At 45.0% G+C, this 16,857-nt stretch carries 23 protein-coding genes; 3 read left to right on the forward strand and 20 right to left on the reverse strand.

Annotation, left to right across the window (positions count from 1 at the left end):
* Nucleotides 1-2: 2 nt before the first annotated feature.
* Together PKF022_RS07365 and PKF022_RS07370 are read right to left on the reverse strand one after the other, a co-directional pair.
* Nucleotides 3-758: a 2OG-Fe dioxygenase family protein gene (locus tag PKF022_RS07365; protein WP_281776416.1), complete on the reverse strand. Its 756-nt coding sequence runs from the start codon at nt 756-758 to the stop codon at nt 3-5.
* 53 nt (nt 759-811) lie between these two features.
* Complete coding sequence (locus tag PKF022_RS07370) at nt 812-2,113, reverse strand: TAXI family TRAP transporter solute-binding subunit (RefSeq protein ID WP_281776417.1); 1,302 nt, start codon at nt 2,111-2,113, stop codon at nt 812-814.
* A 112-nt stretch (nt 2,114-2,225) separates the two neighbouring features.
* Here PKF022_RS07370 and PKF022_RS07375 point away from each other — a divergent pair, with 112 nt between their 5' ends.
* Complete coding sequence (locus PKF022_RS07375; RefSeq protein WP_281776418.1) at nt 2,226-2,990, forward strand: SDR family oxidoreductase; 765 nt, start codon at nt 2,226-2,228, stop codon at nt 2,988-2,990.
* Between the two features lie 4 nt (nt 2,991-2,994).
* Here the strand turns inward: PKF022_RS07375 and ccmI are convergent, their stop codons facing one another.
* The 17 genes from ccmI to PKF022_RS07460 form a co-directional block, all read right to left on the reverse strand.
* Nucleotides 2,995-4,194, reverse strand: a complete 1,200-nt coding sequence (gene ccmI / locus PKF022_RS07380; RefSeq protein WP_281776419.1) for a c-type cytochrome biogenesis protein CcmI — start codon at nt 4,192-4,194, stop codon at nt 2,995-2,997.
* The gene (locus tag PKF022_RS07385) at nt 4,191-4,661 is read right to left on the reverse strand and encodes a cytochrome c-type biogenesis protein (RefSeq protein WP_216230728.1); all 471 of its coding nucleotides are present in this window, start codon (nt 4,659-4,661) and stop codon (nt 4,191-4,193) included. Before PKF022_RS07385 ends, ccmI begins: the two co-directional genes overlap by 4 nt.
* Nucleotides 4,658-5,188, reverse strand: coding sequence for a DsbE family thiol:disulfide interchange protein (locus PKF022_RS07390; protein WP_281776420.1), 531 nt, complete (start codon nt 5,186-5,188; stop codon nt 4,658-4,660). Before PKF022_RS07390 ends, PKF022_RS07385 begins: the two co-directional genes overlap by 4 nt.
* A complete protein-coding gene (locus tag PKF022_RS07395; protein ID WP_281776421.1) occupies nt 5,185-7,104 on the reverse strand; it encodes a heme lyase CcmF/NrfE family subunit in 1,920 nt (639 codons plus the stop codon). The genes PKF022_RS07390 and PKF022_RS07395 overlap by 4 nt, the downstream gene beginning before the upstream one ends.
* Nucleotides 7,101-7,535 carry a cytochrome c maturation protein CcmE gene (gene ccmE / locus PKF022_RS07400; RefSeq protein ID WP_216230731.1) on the reverse strand — a complete coding sequence of 145 codons (435 nt, stop codon included), beginning with the start codon at nt 7,533-7,535 and terminating at the stop codon, nt 7,101-7,103. The genes PKF022_RS07395 and ccmE overlap by 4 nt, the downstream gene beginning before the upstream one ends.
* Nucleotides 7,532-7,720 carry a heme exporter protein CcmD gene (gene ccmD, locus PKF022_RS07405; protein WP_216230732.1) on the reverse strand — a complete coding sequence of 63 codons (189 nt, stop codon included), beginning with the start codon at nt 7,718-7,720 and terminating at the stop codon, nt 7,532-7,534. Before ccmD ends, ccmE begins: the two co-directional genes overlap by 4 nt.
* On the reverse strand, nt 7,720-8,490 hold the full coding sequence (locus tag PKF022_RS07410) for a heme ABC transporter permease (RefSeq protein ID WP_281776422.1): 771 nt from the start codon (nt 8,488-8,490) through the stop codon (nt 7,720-7,722). The genes ccmD and PKF022_RS07410 overlap by 1 nt, the downstream gene beginning before the upstream one ends.
* Nucleotides 8,487-9,152, reverse strand: a complete 666-nt coding sequence (gene ccmB / locus PKF022_RS07415; RefSeq protein WP_281776423.1) for a heme exporter protein CcmB — start codon at nt 9,150-9,152, stop codon at nt 8,487-8,489. Before ccmB ends, PKF022_RS07410 begins: the two co-directional genes overlap by 4 nt.
* The gene (gene ccmA / locus PKF022_RS07420) at nt 9,149-9,796 is read right to left on the reverse strand and encodes a cytochrome c biogenesis heme-transporting ATPase CcmA (protein ID WP_281776424.1); all 648 of its coding nucleotides are present in this window, start codon (nt 9,794-9,796) and stop codon (nt 9,149-9,151) included. The genes ccmB and ccmA overlap by 4 nt, the downstream gene beginning before the upstream one ends.
* Before the next feature lie 189 nt (nt 9,797-9,985).
* Nucleotides 9,986-10,540, reverse strand: a complete 555-nt coding sequence (locus tag PKF022_RS07425) for a flavodoxin family protein (RefSeq protein WP_281776425.1) — start codon at nt 10,538-10,540, stop codon at nt 9,986-9,988.
* A gap of 40 nt (nt 10,541-10,580) precedes the next feature.
* A complete protein-coding gene (locus tag PKF022_RS07430) occupies nt 10,581-10,994 on the reverse strand; it encodes a carboxypeptidase regulatory-like domain-containing protein (RefSeq protein WP_281776426.1) in 414 nt (137 codons plus the stop codon).
* Nucleotides 10,995-11,071: 77 nt separating this feature from the next.
* On the reverse strand, nt 11,072-12,052 hold the full coding sequence (locus PKF022_RS07435) for a quinone oxidoreductase (protein ID WP_281776427.1): 981 nt from the start codon (nt 12,050-12,052) through the stop codon (nt 11,072-11,074).
* 34 nt (nt 12,053-12,086) lie between these two features.
* Entirely contained in the window at nt 12,087-12,521 is a 435-nt protein-coding gene (locus tag PKF022_RS07440; RefSeq protein WP_281776428.1) for a DUF2452 domain-containing protein, read from the reverse strand.
* A 39-nt stretch (nt 12,522-12,560) separates the two neighbouring features.
* Complete coding sequence (locus tag PKF022_RS07445) at nt 12,561-13,094, reverse strand: superoxide dismutase family protein (RefSeq protein WP_281776429.1); 534 nt, start codon at nt 13,092-13,094, stop codon at nt 12,561-12,563.
* A 70-nt stretch (nt 13,095-13,164) separates the two neighbouring features.
* Nucleotides 13,165-13,713 (reverse strand): DUF3833 domain-containing protein, encoded by a 549-nt coding sequence (locus tag PKF022_RS07450; protein WP_281776430.1) that lies wholly within the window; start codon nt 13,711-13,713, stop codon nt 13,165-13,167.
* A gap of 3 nt (nt 13,714-13,716) precedes the next feature.
* On the reverse strand, nt 13,717-14,265 hold the full coding sequence (locus PKF022_RS07455) for a chalcone isomerase family protein (protein ID WP_281776431.1): 549 nt from the start codon (nt 14,263-14,265) through the stop codon (nt 13,717-13,719).
* Nucleotides 14,262-14,672, reverse strand: a complete 411-nt coding sequence (locus tag PKF022_RS07460) for a DUF393 domain-containing protein (protein WP_281776432.1) — start codon at nt 14,670-14,672, stop codon at nt 14,262-14,264. Before PKF022_RS07460 ends, PKF022_RS07455 begins: the two co-directional genes overlap by 4 nt.
* Before the next feature lie 61 nt (nt 14,673-14,733).
* Between PKF022_RS07460 and PKF022_RS07465 the strand changes: the two genes are divergently transcribed.
* Nucleotides 14,734-15,108 carry a DUF2237 domain-containing protein gene (locus PKF022_RS07465; protein ID WP_216230743.1) on the forward strand — a complete coding sequence of 125 codons (375 nt, stop codon included), beginning with the start codon at nt 14,734-14,736 and terminating at the stop codon, nt 15,106-15,108.
* On the forward strand, nt 15,105-16,004 hold the full coding sequence (locus PKF022_RS07470; RefSeq protein ID WP_281776433.1) for a histone deacetylase: 900 nt from the start codon (nt 15,105-15,107) through the stop codon (nt 16,002-16,004). Before PKF022_RS07465 ends, PKF022_RS07470 begins: the two co-directional genes overlap by 4 nt.
* Nucleotides 16,005-16,022: 18 nt before the next feature.
* Here the strand turns inward: PKF022_RS07470 and PKF022_RS07475 are convergent, their stop codons facing one another.
* Entirely contained in the window at nt 16,023-16,571 is a 549-nt protein-coding gene (locus PKF022_RS07475) for a phasin family protein (protein WP_281776434.1), read from the reverse strand.
* Nucleotides 16,572-16,857: the final 286 nt, after the last annotated feature.

Consider the following 16,857-nt stretch of genomic DNA (forward strand, 5'->3'; position numbering starts at 1 on the left):
GATTATTGCTGGTGACTGTTGGGAGAGTCTTGGAAACCGTTAGAGCGGTAGGTTAATACCAAGGTATCTCGATAGCCGTATTTTGTTAGCGGCTGAATAGGCGTTGATTCATGAATCATGCGCTGATCATTCATTAGCAATAAAGACCAAGGTTGTGTCAAAGTAAAGCGCAAACCCGACGAGCCAGAGGCATCAAATATTCTCGTCTCACCACCCTTGATACCAGAACGGTCCAATAAGAAGACTGCTACAAAATCTACACCGTCGCGATGTGCCCCCTCAGGAGTCGGGCGACCAATACCATCGGTTGTATCAATCCGAAATTGATGCGCTTCTACAAACCAAGTATTAACAGGCTTTAAGCCATTTAAGATATGAGCAAGCCCAAGCAATACCGATTGCCAAGCAGGATTAATCAACAAGTCATTTTGAATAGGCTCAAACCAGCGCTCAATGCCGCCGTGAAGCGCGTTGTAATCAAGTGATTGCCAATGTGCGCGATGCGGAACTAGCGTAAGTTCATCGCCCTTGATTTGATAACTAGCATGACGACGGAAACGATAGCGACCGCCATCCTTTAAATAAGGGTCCCGGGGCAAGTCTTCCCAAAACTTGGTGAGGCCTTGCAGTTTGGCCAGAGCGACATGACTAAATTGAGCTACAGTCTCAGCAGATACCACCGCAAAGCCGTCATCGCGTAAAGCTTGATCTATCTGCTTTAAAGGGGTCAATGGAGGCGCAAGGCCGGCAATCGTCATAGGTTTATTTTAGGACAGTAAGCAAAAGCAGTTTTACTTTTATATACCTTACCTTAATGAACTAGATTTAAACGTACACGCACCTCACCCACATGCCCTTTAAGGTCATATAGTTCTTTGGCGTCCAACATTGATACCTTGATATTGCCAACCCGCTTTTCGATAGCCTCTAGATCTTTAAAATTCTTCTCTTTAAGCGCTGGATTTTGAGCATTCCTCTCAATCACCTTGAGCTCCTCATACACCTGAGCCAACTTCAAGCGCAATAAGAAATTTTTCGTAGTTGGGATGTAAGTAAATAAGGGGATCAAAATCACTAAAAGCGGAATAACAATCTTGACAAAACGTCCCGCCCAAACTGCAGTCCAAAAGGGAAGGTGGCGATGCAGGAATGAAGGACCATCTTTTAGATAGATCTCTGCATCCACATCCAAAGGAAAATCCAATCCAGTGCCCGATGGAAACTCTCCAGTCTTTTGCAGGCGTGAATACGATTTCAAAATATCGTAAGAAGCACCAAGCAAGAGAGATATTAGTGCGGGACTCACATTGTTATGTGCTACCAAAGTCGCAGTGGCGGCCATCACCTGAATATCTTGTCGAGGCTGATCATATTGAATGCTCAACAATCCTCTGGGCACAGTAACTTTGGATAAATAGGGAAGATTTCGAGTGTAAGCATCTGCCTGATCAAAGTTCATCAAACGAACACCGGGAATAGAATAAAACTTTCTCAAAATTGGCGCTTCTGCTGCCGCCACAATAAATACGGCATCCAACTCACCAGCACTGAACTTTGCAATCGCATCATCAGGCTTCAGTTTTTGCGCATCTATTTCCTTATCAGTAATGCCGCTAACCTGTAATAAATCCCTAGTGAGCGCCAGCGTGCCACTTCCTTCGTTGCCAATAGAGACTCTTTTTCCTTTTAGCTGACTCAATATTTTTAGTTGACCACCATCACTTTTAAAAGTACCTTCGCGATACCAAACCCAAATTGGCTCGTAAAACATGCCCGCTATCGAAACTAAATTGGGATATTCGCTAATGTTAGCGACCCCACCTTGTACCATCGCAAAATCTACTCCAGATTTTGGATCATTTAAGAGGGCCAAGTTATCGATAGTTCCACCCGTAGAGCGCACTTTAAGATCAACACCATCTTTAGATAACTCTGCTTTTAAACGCTCTCCAAATTGGTAGTACAGACCGGTAGGAAATCCTGTGGCTACATCGATAGACTTTGGTGGTGGAGGCACCAAGATCCATAGCACCCCAAAAAGAATGATTAGCAGCGCAATAAAGGATGCTGCCAAAGCCAGTGGATTGTATATTTGTCTTTTGATGAAATTCATTGAAGCCTCTTATGTTTTTTGCATTATGCCCCGTGCATGGCATTAGGAAAAGGTTTCAAAACCATTCATGCAAATCAAGATAAGATGAGGCTTTTTAGACGCCCCAGAAACTATGAAGAATTCAGCAAAAACTAAGGTAGCCCTAGTCACCGGAGCGGGAACTGGAATTGGTAAGGCTGCGGCCAAGGCCCTGCTTAAGGGGGGCTATTGCGTAGTGTTGACGGGGCGCAGTATTGATAAATTAGAAAAGGCTATTACCGATATTGGCGGCGACCAAAGCAATTGTTTGGCGGTTGCTTGTGATGTTGGCAAACCTGATGCGGTCAAAAAGCTATTTACAGCCCTTAGTAATAAGTTTGGTCGCATCGATGTTTTATTTAACAATGCCGGCATGGGCGCTCCTGCAATCCCTATGGAAGACTTGAGCTATGAACAGTGGATGAACGTTGTGAATGCCAATCTTTGCGGTGCATTCCTCTGCTCACAAGAAGCGATTCGCATGATGAAAGCACAATCACCTCAAGGAGGCAGAATTATTAATAATGGCTCAATCTCTGCTCATGCACCACGGCCTATGTCAGCACCATATACCGCCACAAAACATGCCATCAGCGGCTTAACCAAAACAATTGCATTGGATGGGCGCCCTTTTAATATTGCCTGCGGTCAAATTGATATTGGGAATGCAGCAACCGAGATGACTGAGCGCATGGCTGCTGGAATTCTGCAGGCCGATCAATCAATTAAGGTAGAACCCCGCATGGACGTTGATCACGTTGGGGAAGCAGTACTTCATATGGCTCAACTGCCACTGGAGAGCAATATTCTGTCGATGACAATTATGGCAACCAATATGCCATTTGTAGGTAGAGGCTAAAACTTTACTGACGTACTTGATCGATCAGCAGGCGAACATTGCTTGCGCCAACTTTAACTGTCTGCACCGATGAGATGAGATCTCCTGCTTCGGGCTTTGCCATTCCAGTTTTCGAGATGCGTACCTCTACACTTACCTCAGATAATTGAGAAAGTGGCGCACTTGGATTCATTGCCAAGGCGTCATTCAAAGTGAAGCTCATTGGAAAATCGCTAGCTGCCGACTTTAGAACTGCTACTGGCATGCGCTCACCAGGCTTACGAGCAATCACCATTACGATGTCTCCCGGCTTAACCTTAGACCTCAAATCAGCAGACAGTTCAATCTTGCCACTAATCGCTTTGCCGGCCATCGAAGCGGGAGCGGAAGAAGAAAGGCCGCCTTTAGAACGAGCCTCAGCAATTGATCCCTGAATAGCGCGTGCCTCATCAGTATCTGATGGAATCTGCTTTGCTAATTTTTCCCAAGTTTGAACCGCAGCCTTGTAATTACCAGCGCTATACGCTGCAGTTCCTGAAAGCCATAGCGCCATCAAATTATCAGGATCCAGTTTTAAGGCTTGATTGATTAACTGCAAAGGTTTTCCAGCAAAGTTACCGTTTGCATTAGTAGCCAATACATCTGCGTAATCAGCTAATAATTGCGGATCCGAATTGATGAAGTCTCCAGCACGGGCGTAAGCTTTAGCCGCATCCTCATTACGGCCCAAGATTCGGTAAGAGCGAGCCAACATCGCCCAGCCCTTCAGATTACCTGGATCCCTCTCCATCTTGGCAGCAAATTCAGCAACCATTTTTTCAACACCTTCTTGGGTAACCGGTGTCTCTGAATTTTTTTGCGCTATCCGAACCACATCCCCCAAAGAAAAATAGAGGACGGATGAAAGCAAAACAATAAATATGCACAATCCAATAGCTGTTTTTTTCGCAGAACCCGCTACTTCGTGATCATCTTCTACGATCGTATCTTGAAAAAGACGCTGGCGCATTTCAGCATGGGCAATTTCATAGTCAGCAGAATTAATTGTTCCTGCAAGATGTTCTGCTTCCAACTTTTCAAGCTCTTCTCGATAAATAGCAGCATTCATCTGGCGACGTGATGTTGCCGCACTCTTTGCAGGAAATATAAAAGGTCTTAGAACCAATACCAATACCAGAACCAAGAGCAAAAAAGCAGGAATCAAAAAGCTAGTCACTAAATTCATCCCTCTTTCTTATCAGCCGCATTTAACAATGCGTCGATTTTTTGATTGTCAGCATCCGTCAGTATGACGGTAGGAACGCTACTGTTTCTGCGTCGCAAATACATTAAGAGACCCGCAATACCAATGCCGAGAATGATGAACGGTCCAATCCAAAGCAACCAAGTCAATGGCTTGACTGGCGGACGATAGAGTACAAAATCACCATAACGCTCAACCATGAATGAGCGAATTTGATCATCAGTCTTGCCTTCACTAATCAGAATACGAATTTCACGGCGCAAATCATTCGCTAAATCAGAACGTGAGCCAGCCAATGATTCATTCTGACAAACTAAGCAACGCATTTCTTCTGAAATGCTGATGAGGCGCTGCTCTGTTACAGGATCATCCGCAAGAGGCGCTGCATCCTTGGCATATCCACTACCAAGACTTAATGCAAACAATATAGCTAGAAAAATCTGCTTCATGATTTTTTAAGCTCGCTGAGGATAGGGTAGATTTTTTGATTCAATAAATTGATCGTCAATGGGCCAATATGCTTAAAGCGAATCACGCCTGCTTTATCAATAATGTAGGTCTCAGGCACACCATACACTCCGTAATCAATGCCAACGCGACCATTGCCATCAAAGGCAGAGAGTACATAAGGGTTGCCCTGTTTTGCCAACATAGCCAGTGCATCTTCACGCTTATCTTTGTAATCTAAGCCAATGACTGGTGCTATTTGAGACTTAGCCAGCTCAACCAATACGGGATGTTCTTCACGACAAGCCACACACCATGAGGCCCAAACATTCAGGACCCACACTTGACCCTTCATGCTTTCTGGTGAGAATGTTTTATTGGGTTCAGAAAGTTGAGCAACTTCAAACGCCGGGGCGGCCTTGTTGATTAATGGTGAAGGTACTTCATGAGGATCACGATTGAGACCAATAGCTAAGAAAACTACCAAGCCTATAAACAATACAAGCGGAATTAAGAATTTTGCTTTCATGAGAGCTTGCTCTTTAACTTCATTCGATAACGCTTATCCGAAATAGCCAATACTCCGCCCAAAGCCATCAGTAAACAGCCACCCCAGATCCAATCAACAAAAGGCTTGTAGTAGACACGCACCGCCCAGGATTGATCTCCCAACTCTTCACCCAAAGATACATAAATATCGCGAGTCAGTCCTGCGTCAATTGCCGCCTCAGTCATCGGCATCGTAGATGAGAAGTAACTTCTCTTTTCAGGATAAAGACTGGTGGGCGAACCACCATCTTTTGACAGCAAGAAGGTACCGCGCATTGCCTGGTAATTAGGGCCGCGAGCAGGATTAACACCTTGCAACTGAATTTGATAGCCGCCAACCGTGACCGTGTCACCAGCTGACATACGTACATCTTTCTCTTCCTGATAAGCGCCCACCATCGTGACGCCAATTACAAACACCGCAATACCTAAATGCGCTACCTGCATGCCAATAAAGGAGCGAGTAGGCTTACCAGCCTTTGCTTGACGAACAATTTGCATGCAGCCTGACGCGATGACCCAAAAAGCCAACATGAAGCCCATACCTGCAAGCCAAGTAAATTGCCCCATGACTAATGGAATCGCAACGCCAGCCACTAAAGCAACGGCACCTGCAAGCCAAAGACGCTTGATGATGCTGAGCAAGTTGCTCTGTTTCCAGCTTGCCCAAGGGCCAATGCCCATCAACACCAATAAAGGAACCATGATGGGAACAAAGACGCTATTGAAATACGGAGGGCCTACAGAAATCTTACCCAGATGCAAAGCATCAATTAATAAAGGATAGAGTGTGCCCAGTAAGACAGATCCAGCTGAGACGACCAGAAAAACATTCCCAAGCAAGATAAATGTCTCTCTTGAACTGAGATTAAATTTACCGCCCATCGTACTTTTAGGTGCGCGCCACGCGTAAAGCACCAGAGAAGATCCAACTACTAGCGATAAAAAGATCAGGATGAAAATACCGCGCCGAGGATCAGTTGCAAACGCATGCACCGAGGTCAATACACCGGAGCGAACTAAGAAGGTGCCCAGCAACGATAAAGAGAATGCTGTAATTGCCAAAAGCACAGTCCAACTCTTGAACCCACCACGCTTTTCAGTAACAGCCAATGAGTGCAATAAGGCAGTGCCTACCAGCCAAGGAATAAATGAGGCGTTCTCAACTGGGTCCCAGAACCACCAACCGCCCCAACCTAATTCGTAATAAGCCCACCAAGAACCCAGGGCAATACCCAGAGTCAAGAAAACCCAGGCAGCTGTAGTCCATGGACGTGACCAACGTGCCCATGCAGCATCTAATCTGCCTGACAACAAAGAGGCTATCGCAAAAGCAAAGGCTACTGAAAAACCAACATAGCCCATGTACAACATTGGCGGATGAAATACCAAACCTGGATCCTGAAGCAGTGGATTGAGCGATCGCCCATCTTGAGCAGCTGGCAATAAACGTTCAAATGGATTGGAGGTAGTTAAAACAAATAACAGTAAACCGCTGGTAACCAATCCCAGTACGCCGATTACGCGCGCCACCATGAAATCATCCAAGGCTTTTGAAAGTTGCGCCACCAAGATAGTCCACGTAGCCAGCAAGAAGATCCACAATAAGAGCGACCCTTCATGGCCACCCCATACCGCACCCAATCGATAAATCACCGGCATTTGTGAATTAGAGTGCTCAGCAACATAGAGCACAGAAAAATCATTGCTGTAAAAACTCCAAGCCAATATTCCAAACGCGATCGCCAGTAGCAAGAAAACGGTTTGGGCGGTAGGTCTTGCGAGAACGAGCCAGTCTCGGCGGCCAAAGTGGGCGCCCACCAATGGCAGAACCCCTTGCACAAGAGAAATACAAAGCGCTAGAACTAATGCGTAATGCCCAAACTCTGGAATCATTTAGCGCTTCCGTTTTTCTGCGCCTGATCTAAAGCATGTTTGGCTTCAGGTGGCATGTAATTCTCATCATGTTTCGCGAGCACCTCACTGGCAATAAATTCACCATTCGCATTCATGCGACCTTGAATCACCGCACCTTTACCCTCTTTAAATAAATCGGGAAGAATGCCGGTATAGGCAACTGGAATATCTTTCACGAGATCAGTAATCTCAAAGTGCACAGTGAGGCCATCACGTTTTACCGAGCCATCCTTCACCATGCCACCAATTCTAAAAGTTTGACCTTGAGGCGCTTTACCTGCAGCAACCTCACTAGGAGTGACATACAAAGCGATATTGCTATTAAGCGCATTCAAGATCAACATGGCAGCAACTCCAATCGCCAGGAGTGCGCCAATAATAATCAATGCACGTTTATGTCTAGGTTTCACTTACCAATCTCTTTATCAAACTGTTCTGCTAGCTGCTGTTGCTTCAACCTGCGCACAATCGCCCTAAAACGAGCGCGCACAAATAGAGGCTCCAATATCAAAACCAAGGCACAAATGCCAAAACTGCTCCACACATAGAGTGCGTAACCGCCCATAGCAAAAAACTCGGAAGGACTATTCCACATTAGCTTTTCACCTCAATTGATTGTCTCACCCAATCCGCATGGGCTTCACGCTCCAAAATGATTGCCCTCACTCGCATTAAGGTGACTGCAATGGTGTACATCCAGAAGCACAAGGCCATCAATAGCATTCCCCAGAGCATGGTTTGAGCCATTGCTGGTGATTTAGTCAAAGAAACGGAGGCCCCTTGATGCAAGGTATTCCACCATTTCACTGAAAAATAAATAATCGGTACGTTTACTACACCCACCAAAGCTAAGATAGCGCTAGCCTTATCAGCGCGACGAGGATCATCGATAGATGCTCGCAGAGCAATAAAGCCCAAATAGAGAAACAATAGAATCAGCTCTGATGTGAGTCGCGCATCCCAAACCCACCATGTACCCCACATTGGCTTGCCCCAAAACGCACCAGTCCATAAAGACAGAAACGCCATCCAGGCGCCAATTGGCGCAAGTGCCTGCGCCATCATGGCAGACAAGCGGGTATTAAAAACAAGCCCGAGCCCCGCCCATGCAGCCATCACTAAATAGATAAACATCGACATCCATGAGGCTGGCACATGGATAAAGATAATTCGATAGCCCTGCCCTTGAACGGCGTCCACTGGAGCAACAAAAAAACTTACCCATAAACCAATAGCGCCAAATAGCAATGTCAAAACCCAAAAGAATGGGATGAGCTTTCCCGCCACCGGATAAAAGGTGCTGGGGCTAGATAACTTAAACCAGTTAATCAGGCGGTTATTAGAAAAGTGATTTGTTTGACTCATTCAATCGCAATCTTTACAGCAGCAGTACTTACCCAAGGAACAAATGCTAAAGCCAAAATCAATAATGCGCCCAGCAATGAAAAATGGCCCGATGCATCTAGGCCCACACTATTAGCGTATACAGCGCCAGCACCAAAAATGAGGACTGGAATAAATAAAGGCAGTATCAATAAGCTTAATAAGACGCTGCCACCCCTTACCCCCAAGGTCAATGCAGCCCCTATTGAGCCCAACAAGGATAGCACTGGAGTGCCTAATAAAAGAGTGCCCATCAGTACATATAAAGAGCTGGCATCTAAATCAAACTGAATACCAATAATAGGAGCTAAAAGTACTAGCGGTAAGCCACACACAATCCAGTGGGCAATAATTTTTCCGGTCACTAGTAGCGCCAAAGGTTGAGGCGACAAAACCAGCTGCTCTAAAGAACCGTCTTGATAATCGGCCGCAAACATTCGATGCAAACCTAATAATGTAGAAAGCAAGGCCGCAACCCAAAGAACACCTGGTGCGATTTTTCGCAATAACGCAGCATCCGCACCAATCCCCAGAGGAAATAAACTGGTAACTACAACAAAAAAGAACAAGGCCGTTAGCACTTCGCTCTTACGGCGCATAACCAGCAACAGATCGCGATGAATGATCGTTAATAAAGCCTTCATAGATCAAGCGTCCTCACATGAGGAAGATTGACCTCTTGATGGCTAGTCAACACCACCAAACCCCCAAACTTCAGATGCTCAGCAATAAGATCTTGCAAAGCTTGCACAGCATGAATATCCAGCGCATTAAATGGTTCGTCGAGAATCCATAGCTTTGCTTGCCGCGTCAGCATGCGCGCCATCAAGACGCGACGCTTTTGCCCAGCCGACAAACAATTGACTGGCAAGTGTTCACGCCCACGTAATCCAAAGCGCCAGAGGGCTGATAAAGCCTTCTCGCCTAGCAATTGAATATCATCTAATGCAGCATAGATCTGTAAATTTTCTAGCGCAGTGAGATCTTCCTTTAAGGCGTCGCGATGTCCCATAAACAAGAGTTCGCGATGATAGGCAGAAGTATCTTTAGCAATAGATATTCCATTCCAAAAAATCTCGCCAGCCTCTGGCTTTGATAAACCCGTCAGGAGTCTGAGTAAGCTAGTTTTTCCAACGCCATTTTCTCCGCGCACATGAAGGCACTCTCCACCAGAAACCTTTAAGTGAAGATCTTCAAACAATCTTCTTTCACCGCGTACACAAGCAAGAGCTCGCGCTTCAAGCGACAAGGTAGAGTTGCTGGAGGTGGAAGAGTTATCGACTGTCATGTAGGGCAATGGCTTGATTTAAACCACCCCAGGCATTGTCCAGACCCCATTGGGACTAACAAACCAGAAAAAGTGGAATTAAGGGAATAATCCCTTTCAATTCAATTACTTATGAAATTATAAACCGAGTCCACCAAGAACAAAAAAACCACCAAAAGGTGGTTTTTTCAATTAAATCAATTACTTAGCTTAATTCAGACGCTTGGTAATTTCAGCAATACGCTGCCCATAGAGTCTAGCAGTCTCTAAGTCACCGGCATTCACCTCATCCACACTCGCATCCGAGGGAGTCTGCATCATAGCTCCTGCAGAAGAACCAACATAGTTAATGTCATCACGTTTAGCGGCTTTTGAGTTGGAAGGCATCAACCCAGTTCCCACCCATAAACCATTGTGCTGCATGGCCAAGGTAAAGAAATAATGCAAAGTTGAATGCTTATCGCCATTCATCGTGGCTGAATTAGTAAAACCGCCAAACACTTTATCTTTCCATTGCTGAGAGAACCATTGCTTGGAGCTCGCATCAGCAAACTTTTTAAATTGCCAGCTGACGGTTCCCATATAAGTTGGCGAACCAAAAACGATTGCATCCGCTTCATTCAAAGTTGCCCACTGTGCATCCGTCAAATTGCCCTCAGCATCAATTGCTACCAATGTAGCGCCAGCTCCTTTTGCAACCGCTTCCGCCTGTTTTACCGTGTGCCCATAGCCACTATGAAATACCACTGCAATTTTTTTTGTCATATCAATCTCCTTTTAAGAATGCAATCCGTTCTTAACTATTTTATTTCCAGAATAAAGAAATTTTTTGCGGCGTTTCAGGCTTAATAGAAAGTATTCGCCTTTGAACAACCCCTTCATATACCGCTTCAATCACATAATCTCCGGGCGTAAGATTAATCAGCATGTAAGGGCCATCTGCTTGGGCGTCAAAGATCATCTGCTTTTTATTTGAGCTCATGATTTTGATAGTTGCTCCAAATATCCAAACACCTCTACCATTCTCAATCTGCGACATTTCCAGCAATAAAGGCCATTGCTTTGCCTCGGCAAGAATGGCTACTGTCTCACCCTCACCAACACCGCCAGTGATGTAAGAAATGCCTTGTGAATACTGTGTTTCTGGAATTTGAGCCAAAGACAAAGCGCTCATCAAAATCAAATGCGTGGAAAAAATTATTTTTAGAAGTGTTTTCATCCTTCTATCCTACGCCTGATTGCTCTATAAAAAAAGCCCCGCAAGACGGGGCTTTGTACGCTAGAACACTTAAGAGTCTATGGCGTCATCACAATTGCGCCAGAAACTTTTCTACCCTCAGCAGCACGGTGTGCGTCTGCCGCTTGCTCCAAGGAAAACTTCGCGCCAATTTGTACTTTGACCTGACCTTTGGCAATTGCATCAAAGACTGCTTTGGCATTTTCTTTTAACAAGGCTGCAGTTGCATTGTGCGGAAATACAGAAGGTCTTGTTAAAAATAGACAGCCCTTCTTGTTTAAGATTTCTGGCTGAATCTCTGGGGCTGGTCCTGATGCGGCGCCGAACAAGGCCACCGTGCCAAACGGAGCGGCACAATCCAAGGATCCCAAGAAAGTAGTCTTTGCAACAGAGTCGTAAACCACGTTAGCTTTTTTGCCACCAGTTGCCTTAATGACCTCTTCAACCCAATTTGGTTGAGAGTAATCAACTACGGTGTCACAGCCTGCCTCCTTAGCGGCAGCGAACTTTGCTGGTGAACCCACTGTACCAACAACAAAAGCACCCAAGGCTTTTGCCCAGCCAGCTAAAATTTGACCAACACCACCTGCAGCAGCATGAACAAGTACAACATCTCCTGCTTTTACTTTGTATGTTTTCTGAACTAGGTATTGCGCAGTCATTGCCTTAAAGAAAACCGCTGCAGCTACTTCATCAGAGATGCCAGCTGGTATCAAAACCAATTTATCAGCAGCAACATTACGAGCGCTAGCATATGCACCAATTCCAGCATTCATGTAAACCACGTGATCGCCAACTTTAAAGTCAGTAACGCCTTCGCCCACAGCCTCAACAACACCAGCAGCCTCATGACCGAGGCCAGTAGGCATCTCGAGCGGGTACACACCAGAGCGCTGATAAACGTCAATGAAATTAAATCCAATCGCAGTTTGACGAATCTGCACTTCACCTTTTGCAGGTGGAGGCAATTCTTTGTCGATTACCTTAATTACGTCTGCACCGCCTAATTCAGTCAGACTAACAACTCGAGCTTTTGTCACGTGTCACCTTATTATTTTTATAGAGAGAAAATAATCATACAGTAAGGGCATTTTCCTCAATTACCGCCCAAGTACTATCACCCAACTTCTTCACTGCCATTGAATAGGTCCAACTCTCAGGAATACCGCAACTCCATTCTTTTGGACCATTCTGGATTAAGACATTAACGCCATTCCTGCCGTCATAGTACAAGTGATAAATTTTTCCATGAATTGGATTAAAGCTAAATTTAGCGCTGTGCACCATCTCAGTAGCATCGAGTCTTGCTTGCAAAGCTTTCGCCTGCTTCATCAAAACCTCAGCTTGCTCCATAATGCGGTCGTATTCCAACTTAGCATTCTGACGCGCTACGTTGACAGCCTTGTCTTTTTCTTCTGTAACCTTGATAGGAGCAAATACAGGGGCGCCCACCTCCATTGGATATTCAATCCCTGCATGACGCGCTGGATCGGTATCTTCGATTCTCATGAAATGCCCTGTATCTACTAATTAAAAGAATGGATTTAATTACTTAATCAAACCACATGCGATGCGTGGGCCAGAGTTACCTGCAGGCTGAGACTTGTAATCATCTGGGTCCCTATGCACAACCACTGATCGCCCTACTACTCCAGTTGGCCCTGTGTTTACAGCAAAGCCATGAAGTTTTGCTGTATAGGTTGCATTGCCATTTGCATCAGATTTGATGTTCGGCATATCTCCAGCATGGTTCATACCGCTATTGGGCATACCGTGAGCTTTTGCGTCAGGATTAAAGTGGCCGCCCGCACTCGTAGCATCAGGCGCAGAACAATCCCCTTTTTCATGAACATGAAACCCTTGTTCCGAATTGGGCTTTAATCCTGAAAACTTACCGTTTACTAGCACATCAGTTCCCTGCCAAACAAATGTTACTTCACCTTTAGCTTGAGATCCCGATCTTGAATCCAAAGTAGCGCTAGCTTTTTGACCAGTACCCTGTTCCATCGATTGACAAGCTACCAAGGAAAAAATTCCGGCAACAGATAGTGCAATCGAAATTTTCTTTAATTTTGCATTCATCAAGATCTCCTTTATTGAGGCTCTAGGCCGAGCCCTCAAGGAAAGTGTGACACAAATCCCGGGCTTTTGCTCAGCGCTTATGGAAGCTCAAAGTAACCTCGCCCAGCTCAATTCCAAACTTACTCATTTTTGCCTTATTGAGCATCACTTTAGGGGTCATCAAGTACATCCAATCATTGAATTGCACGTGATAAATGGTGCCATCCACTGGCAAGGCAAGGGTATAGTTCCAATTCAGAGCATTTCCAGCTAGTTGGCCTTGGGCATCCCCTACTACGTCATCCGCTCTACCAATGTAATAGCCAGGAGATTGCTCCGTTAAAGTCCAAATACGCTTTTGCTTAGTACCATCCGAGTAGTCAAAGCTCTCATCAAGAGTGCCTACTTTTTTTCCATCAACAGTTATCCAATTGGATTTGATCAACACCGTAAAACGTTTTTTTACCTCGCCACTGCGATCGGTAAAAATGCCATAGGCATCAATCGTTCCCGAAAAATACTCACTCAGATCTAACACAGGCTTTTCAGCAGCATATTGCAAAACTTGAGGCGCAGAACAAGAAACGACAAATAGTCCGCAAAATATCAACATCGTGAAACGATAAAAAATGGTTTTCATGAATTAGCAGGCCTCATTAAAAATCGGTGGCGGACAAGATTGTCCTAGTAACTCCGTCCGCAGCTTAGGTGCACTTGTTTTTGGATCAAGCCAAATCCCAAAAAATGCCTTTGAAAATTCAGGGCCTGGTATCTGTGCAATCTGCTTACCATCGTGATAAAAAATGGTTCCTTGCTTAGGGGAATACATCGCTGTCAAAGTTTGTCCTGACTCCACATTCGGCAAGATGGCAGTTAACTCCTTACCCCAAAGCGATGCCTGAGCCTCTGGCACACCAATACGCTTCATCTCCTCGACACTTCGATTGGCAATAGAGGATCCAGAGAATGATTTTTGGTAGCGCAGATTTAATGCAAAGTCGGGAGAGGATAGAGAGCCTACTCGATAAAAGGAGGCGTCATAAACATGCAGGCCAAACCAAGTGAGTCGTCCACTACCTTGAAGTTTTGCAGAACTGATATTTGCAGGCAATTCAATCGGCTCGCGAGCAAAGCCAGTTGATAAAACTGCGCTCAATAAAGTAAACGCGATAAAAAATTGAATTATTTTCATTGTGATGCCGATCCTGATTTGGACTTGACTAGACGGAGTGCTGCCGGTCCAAAAAGGCTGGAAATTGCATGTCTATTCTTAGCAAAAAATAGATACCCCAATTTAAAGAATGGTTGCAAAGACTTTCTTGAGAAGAGCCAGGCCATGCGCGGCAGATCTGCTCGGCGATAGGCTTCAGGAAAAACAGAAACGCCCTGAATTAATCTACCACTAGCAAATTGACCATACATAGCCTCTAATGCAGCCTCACAAGAGACGCCTACCTTTTGAGGGTCAAACCGATCAGAATTAATATCAACAAAATTCAATAAGTTAGCGTGATTACGTCCGGACAAAAAAAGAATCTCCGCCTGACATAAAGGACAGGCGCCATCGTAAAACAAGGTGAGTTTCTCTAGTTGAGTCATCGTTCAGCAAGTTTACGGCTTATTCAATAAACTGGTTGACACTAATATTTTTAAGGTTGTTATGCAAAACGAGATTGCACTAAATGTATATGGGGAGCCGTTAATACCCTGCTCTTTCGATCCCCTGACTGGTTTTTTTAGGGATGGGTGCTGTAAGACCAATGAAGAAGATGTCGGCAGTCATTTAGTTTGCGCGATTGTTACAGATGCTTTTTTGCAATTTAGCCTTCAAAAGGGAAATGATCTCATTACCCCTCGGCCAGAGTATCGATTTCCTGGACTGCTTGCGGGAGACCAATGGTGTTTATGCATCAATCGCTGGGTAGAGGCCTTAAACGCAAATTGTGCTCCATTAATCAAGCTGGAAAGTACTCACATCAAAGCTCTGGAAACGGTGCCATTGAATATTCTCAAGGAATATGCGAGAGAAGTTTGAAGGCTTTTTATACCGACCATTTTGTATTACCCCTGCCAGCAGGGCATCGCTTCCCTATAGAGAAGTACTCTCGATTGAGAGATTTAGTTAGCGTTCAAGCAGGTATAGAACTTGTTGAAGCGCCACCAGCAACAGATACCCAAATTCTGTATGCGCATGATCCGGGCTATCTCATTAAAGTAATTGACGGAGCGCTTTCAGCACAAGAGCAAAGAGAGATTGGTTTTCCCTGGAGCACTCAAATGGTCGAACGTTCACGACGCTCAGCGGGTGCTACTGTTGCTGCAGCTAAAGCAGCCTTGCAAGAAGGTATCTCTGCCAATCTAGCTGGGGGTACACATCATGCCTATCGAGATACCGGAAGTGGATTTTGTGTTTTTAATGACTCTGCTATTGCGGCACGCACCCTTCAAAAAGAAATTAGCGGATCACTCAAAATTGCCGTAATTGATTTAGATGTTCATCAAGGAAACGGTACTGCAGCGATTCTGCAAAATGATGATTCTATTTTTACCCTATCCCTTCATGGAGAAAATAACTTTCCATTTAAGAAGGAGCAGAGCGATCTTGATGTTGGTCTCGCTGATGGTTGTAACGATCATGTTTATTTACATTCGCTGCGTGAATCCCTTGACCAATTAGATGCATGCTTTAAAGCAGACTTTCTCATCTTTCTAGCCGGCGCAGATCCACATGAAGGTGATCGACTTGGAAGACTGGAGATTACTAAGGACGGCATGCGCCAGCGGGATGAAATGGTGTTTGAGTTTGCGCTAGCTCGTCAACTACCTATTGCATTCTCAATGGCGGGCGGCTACGGCAAGGAAATCGAATCTACCGTGGATATTCATTTTCAGACTATCAAAACCGCCCTACAATTTCAAAAACAGTATTAAACCTCTAACCTGAACTACTCAGCTCTTCTTAGAAGAGCTTTTTGGGGTAGCAAGATTACTCACATTCTCAACACTCTTCTCAAAATTAGTGAATGAATCCGCCATTGCAGCACGTATCAACTCAAAATTCTGCAAAGCATTGTTAAAGGATGTTTTAAATACTGAAACATAGGCCTCGCTGCCAATCGGTGCATTATCAGTAGCCTCATTCACAAAGTGAATAAGATCCGCCTTGGATTCTTGAATCATCGTTTCAGCAATATATGCTAGCTCTTGATTTCCACTCTTAAGTACTTGCAATAACTGATTGTGATATTGAGTAATCTCCTTGGCTGCATCCTGCAATACTTCAGCATGCACGTACTCAAAGGCGGATTTAGGATCTTGGGTTGTCATCAACTCAGATACCCGCTTCTGCATCATGGCGGCCAGCTCTTGTGTAGCCTGTTGATTAATTTTTGCAATCGCCTGCGCACTCTCGACCGCCACGCGCCCTGCTGCTCTTGTAGCATCAACGGCGCTTTGTTGCCCTGGCATAGTATTCATATTCAATGATTTCTTGCTCATATCAGCCTTTCAGATGGGTATTGTTATGTACGAATCTACTCTCCTTAAGGCGGGTTTCTATAGAGAAATACCAGTAGATGGTTGCATCCACCCAAGAATCGGCCCTGGATATTACTAACTCGGCGAGCGTAATTCAGCGTAATTTAAAAAACGCCACCTTACCTTATGAAGCCCGAGGAACAGAGATGCTATGCAAGTAAATGTAGCTTGCGATATCAGCCTCAGCGGGCCTTGTCGACAGATAGGCAAAAATACAAGCGGCCAAAATAATAAGTACGCCCGCCAC

Source organism: Polynucleobacter sp. KF022 (assembly GCF_027924105.1).
Classification (GTDB): domain Bacteria; phylum Pseudomonadota; class Gammaproteobacteria; order Burkholderiales; family Burkholderiaceae; genus Polynucleobacter.

Bases quoted from the DNA above. Each gene is read 5' to 3' on its own strand.
- PKF022_RS07365 (WP_281776416.1), bottom strand. From the start codon at position 758: ATGACGATTGCCGGCCTTGCGCCTCCATTGACCCCTTTAAAGCAGATA.
- PKF022_RS07370 (WP_281776417.1), bottom strand. From the start codon at position 2,113: ATGAATTTCATCAAAAGACAAATATACAATCCACTGGCTTTGGCAGCA.
- PKF022_RS07375 (WP_281776418.1), top strand. From the start codon at position 2,226: ATGAAGAATTCAGCAAAAACTAAGGTAGCCCTAGTCACCGGAGCGGGA.
- ccmI (WP_281776419.1), bottom strand. From the start codon at position 4,194: ATGAATTTAGTGACTAGCTTTTTGATTCCTGCTTTTTTGCTCTTGGTT.
- PKF022_RS07385 (WP_216230728.1), bottom strand. From the start codon at position 4,661: ATGAAGCAGATTTTTCTAGCTATATTGTTTGCATTAAGTCTTGGTAGT.
- PKF022_RS07390 (WP_281776420.1), bottom strand. From the start codon at position 5,188: ATGAAAGCAAAATTCTTAATTCCGCTTGTATTGTTTATAGGCTTGGTA.
- PKF022_RS07395 (WP_281776421.1), bottom strand. From the start codon at position 7,104: ATGATTCCAGAGTTTGGGCATTACGCATTAGTTCTAGCGCTTTGTATT.
- ccmD (WP_216230732.1), bottom strand. From the start codon at position 7,720: ATGTGGAATAGTCCTTCCGAGTTTTTTGCTATGGGCGGTTACGCACTC.
- PKF022_RS07410 (WP_281776422.1), bottom strand. From the start codon at position 8,490: ATGAGTCAAACAAATCACTTTTCTAATAACCGCCTGATTAACTGGTTT.
- ccmB (WP_281776423.1), bottom strand. From the start codon at position 9,152: ATGAAGGCTTTATTAACGATCATTCATCGCGATCTGTTGCTGGTTATG.
- ccmA (WP_281776424.1), bottom strand. From the start codon at position 9,796: ATGACAGTCGATAACTCTTCCACCTCCAGCAACTCTACCTTGTCGCTT.
- PKF022_RS07425 (WP_281776425.1), bottom strand. From the start codon at position 10,540: ATGACAAAAAAAATTGCAGTGGTATTTCATAGTGGCTATGGGCACACG.
- PKF022_RS07430 (WP_281776426.1), bottom strand. From the start codon at position 10,994: ATGAAAACACTTCTAAAAATAATTTTTTCCACGCATTTGATTTTGATG.
- PKF022_RS07440 (WP_281776428.1), bottom strand. From the start codon at position 12,521: ATGAGAATCGAAGATACCGATCCAGCGCGTCATGCAGGGATTGAATAT.
- PKF022_RS07445 (WP_281776429.1), bottom strand. From the start codon at position 13,094: ATGAATGCAAAATTAAAGAAAATTTCGATTGCACTATCTGTTGCCGGA.
- PKF022_RS07450 (WP_281776430.1), bottom strand. From the start codon at position 13,713: ATGAAAACCATTTTTTATCGTTTCACGATGTTGATATTTTGCGGACTA.
- PKF022_RS07455 (WP_281776431.1), bottom strand. From the start codon at position 14,265: ATGAAAATAATTCAATTTTTTATCGCGTTTACTTTATTGAGCGCAGTT.
- PKF022_RS07460 (WP_281776432.1), bottom strand. From the start codon at position 14,672: ATGACTCAACTAGAGAAACTCACCTTGTTTTACGATGGCGCCTGTCCT.
- PKF022_RS07465 (WP_216230743.1), top strand. From the start codon at position 14,734: ATGCAAAACGAGATTGCACTAAATGTATATGGGGAGCCGTTAATACCC.
- PKF022_RS07475 (WP_281776434.1), bottom strand. From the start codon at position 16,571: ATGAGCAAGAAATCATTGAATATGAATACTATGCCAGGGCAACAAAGC.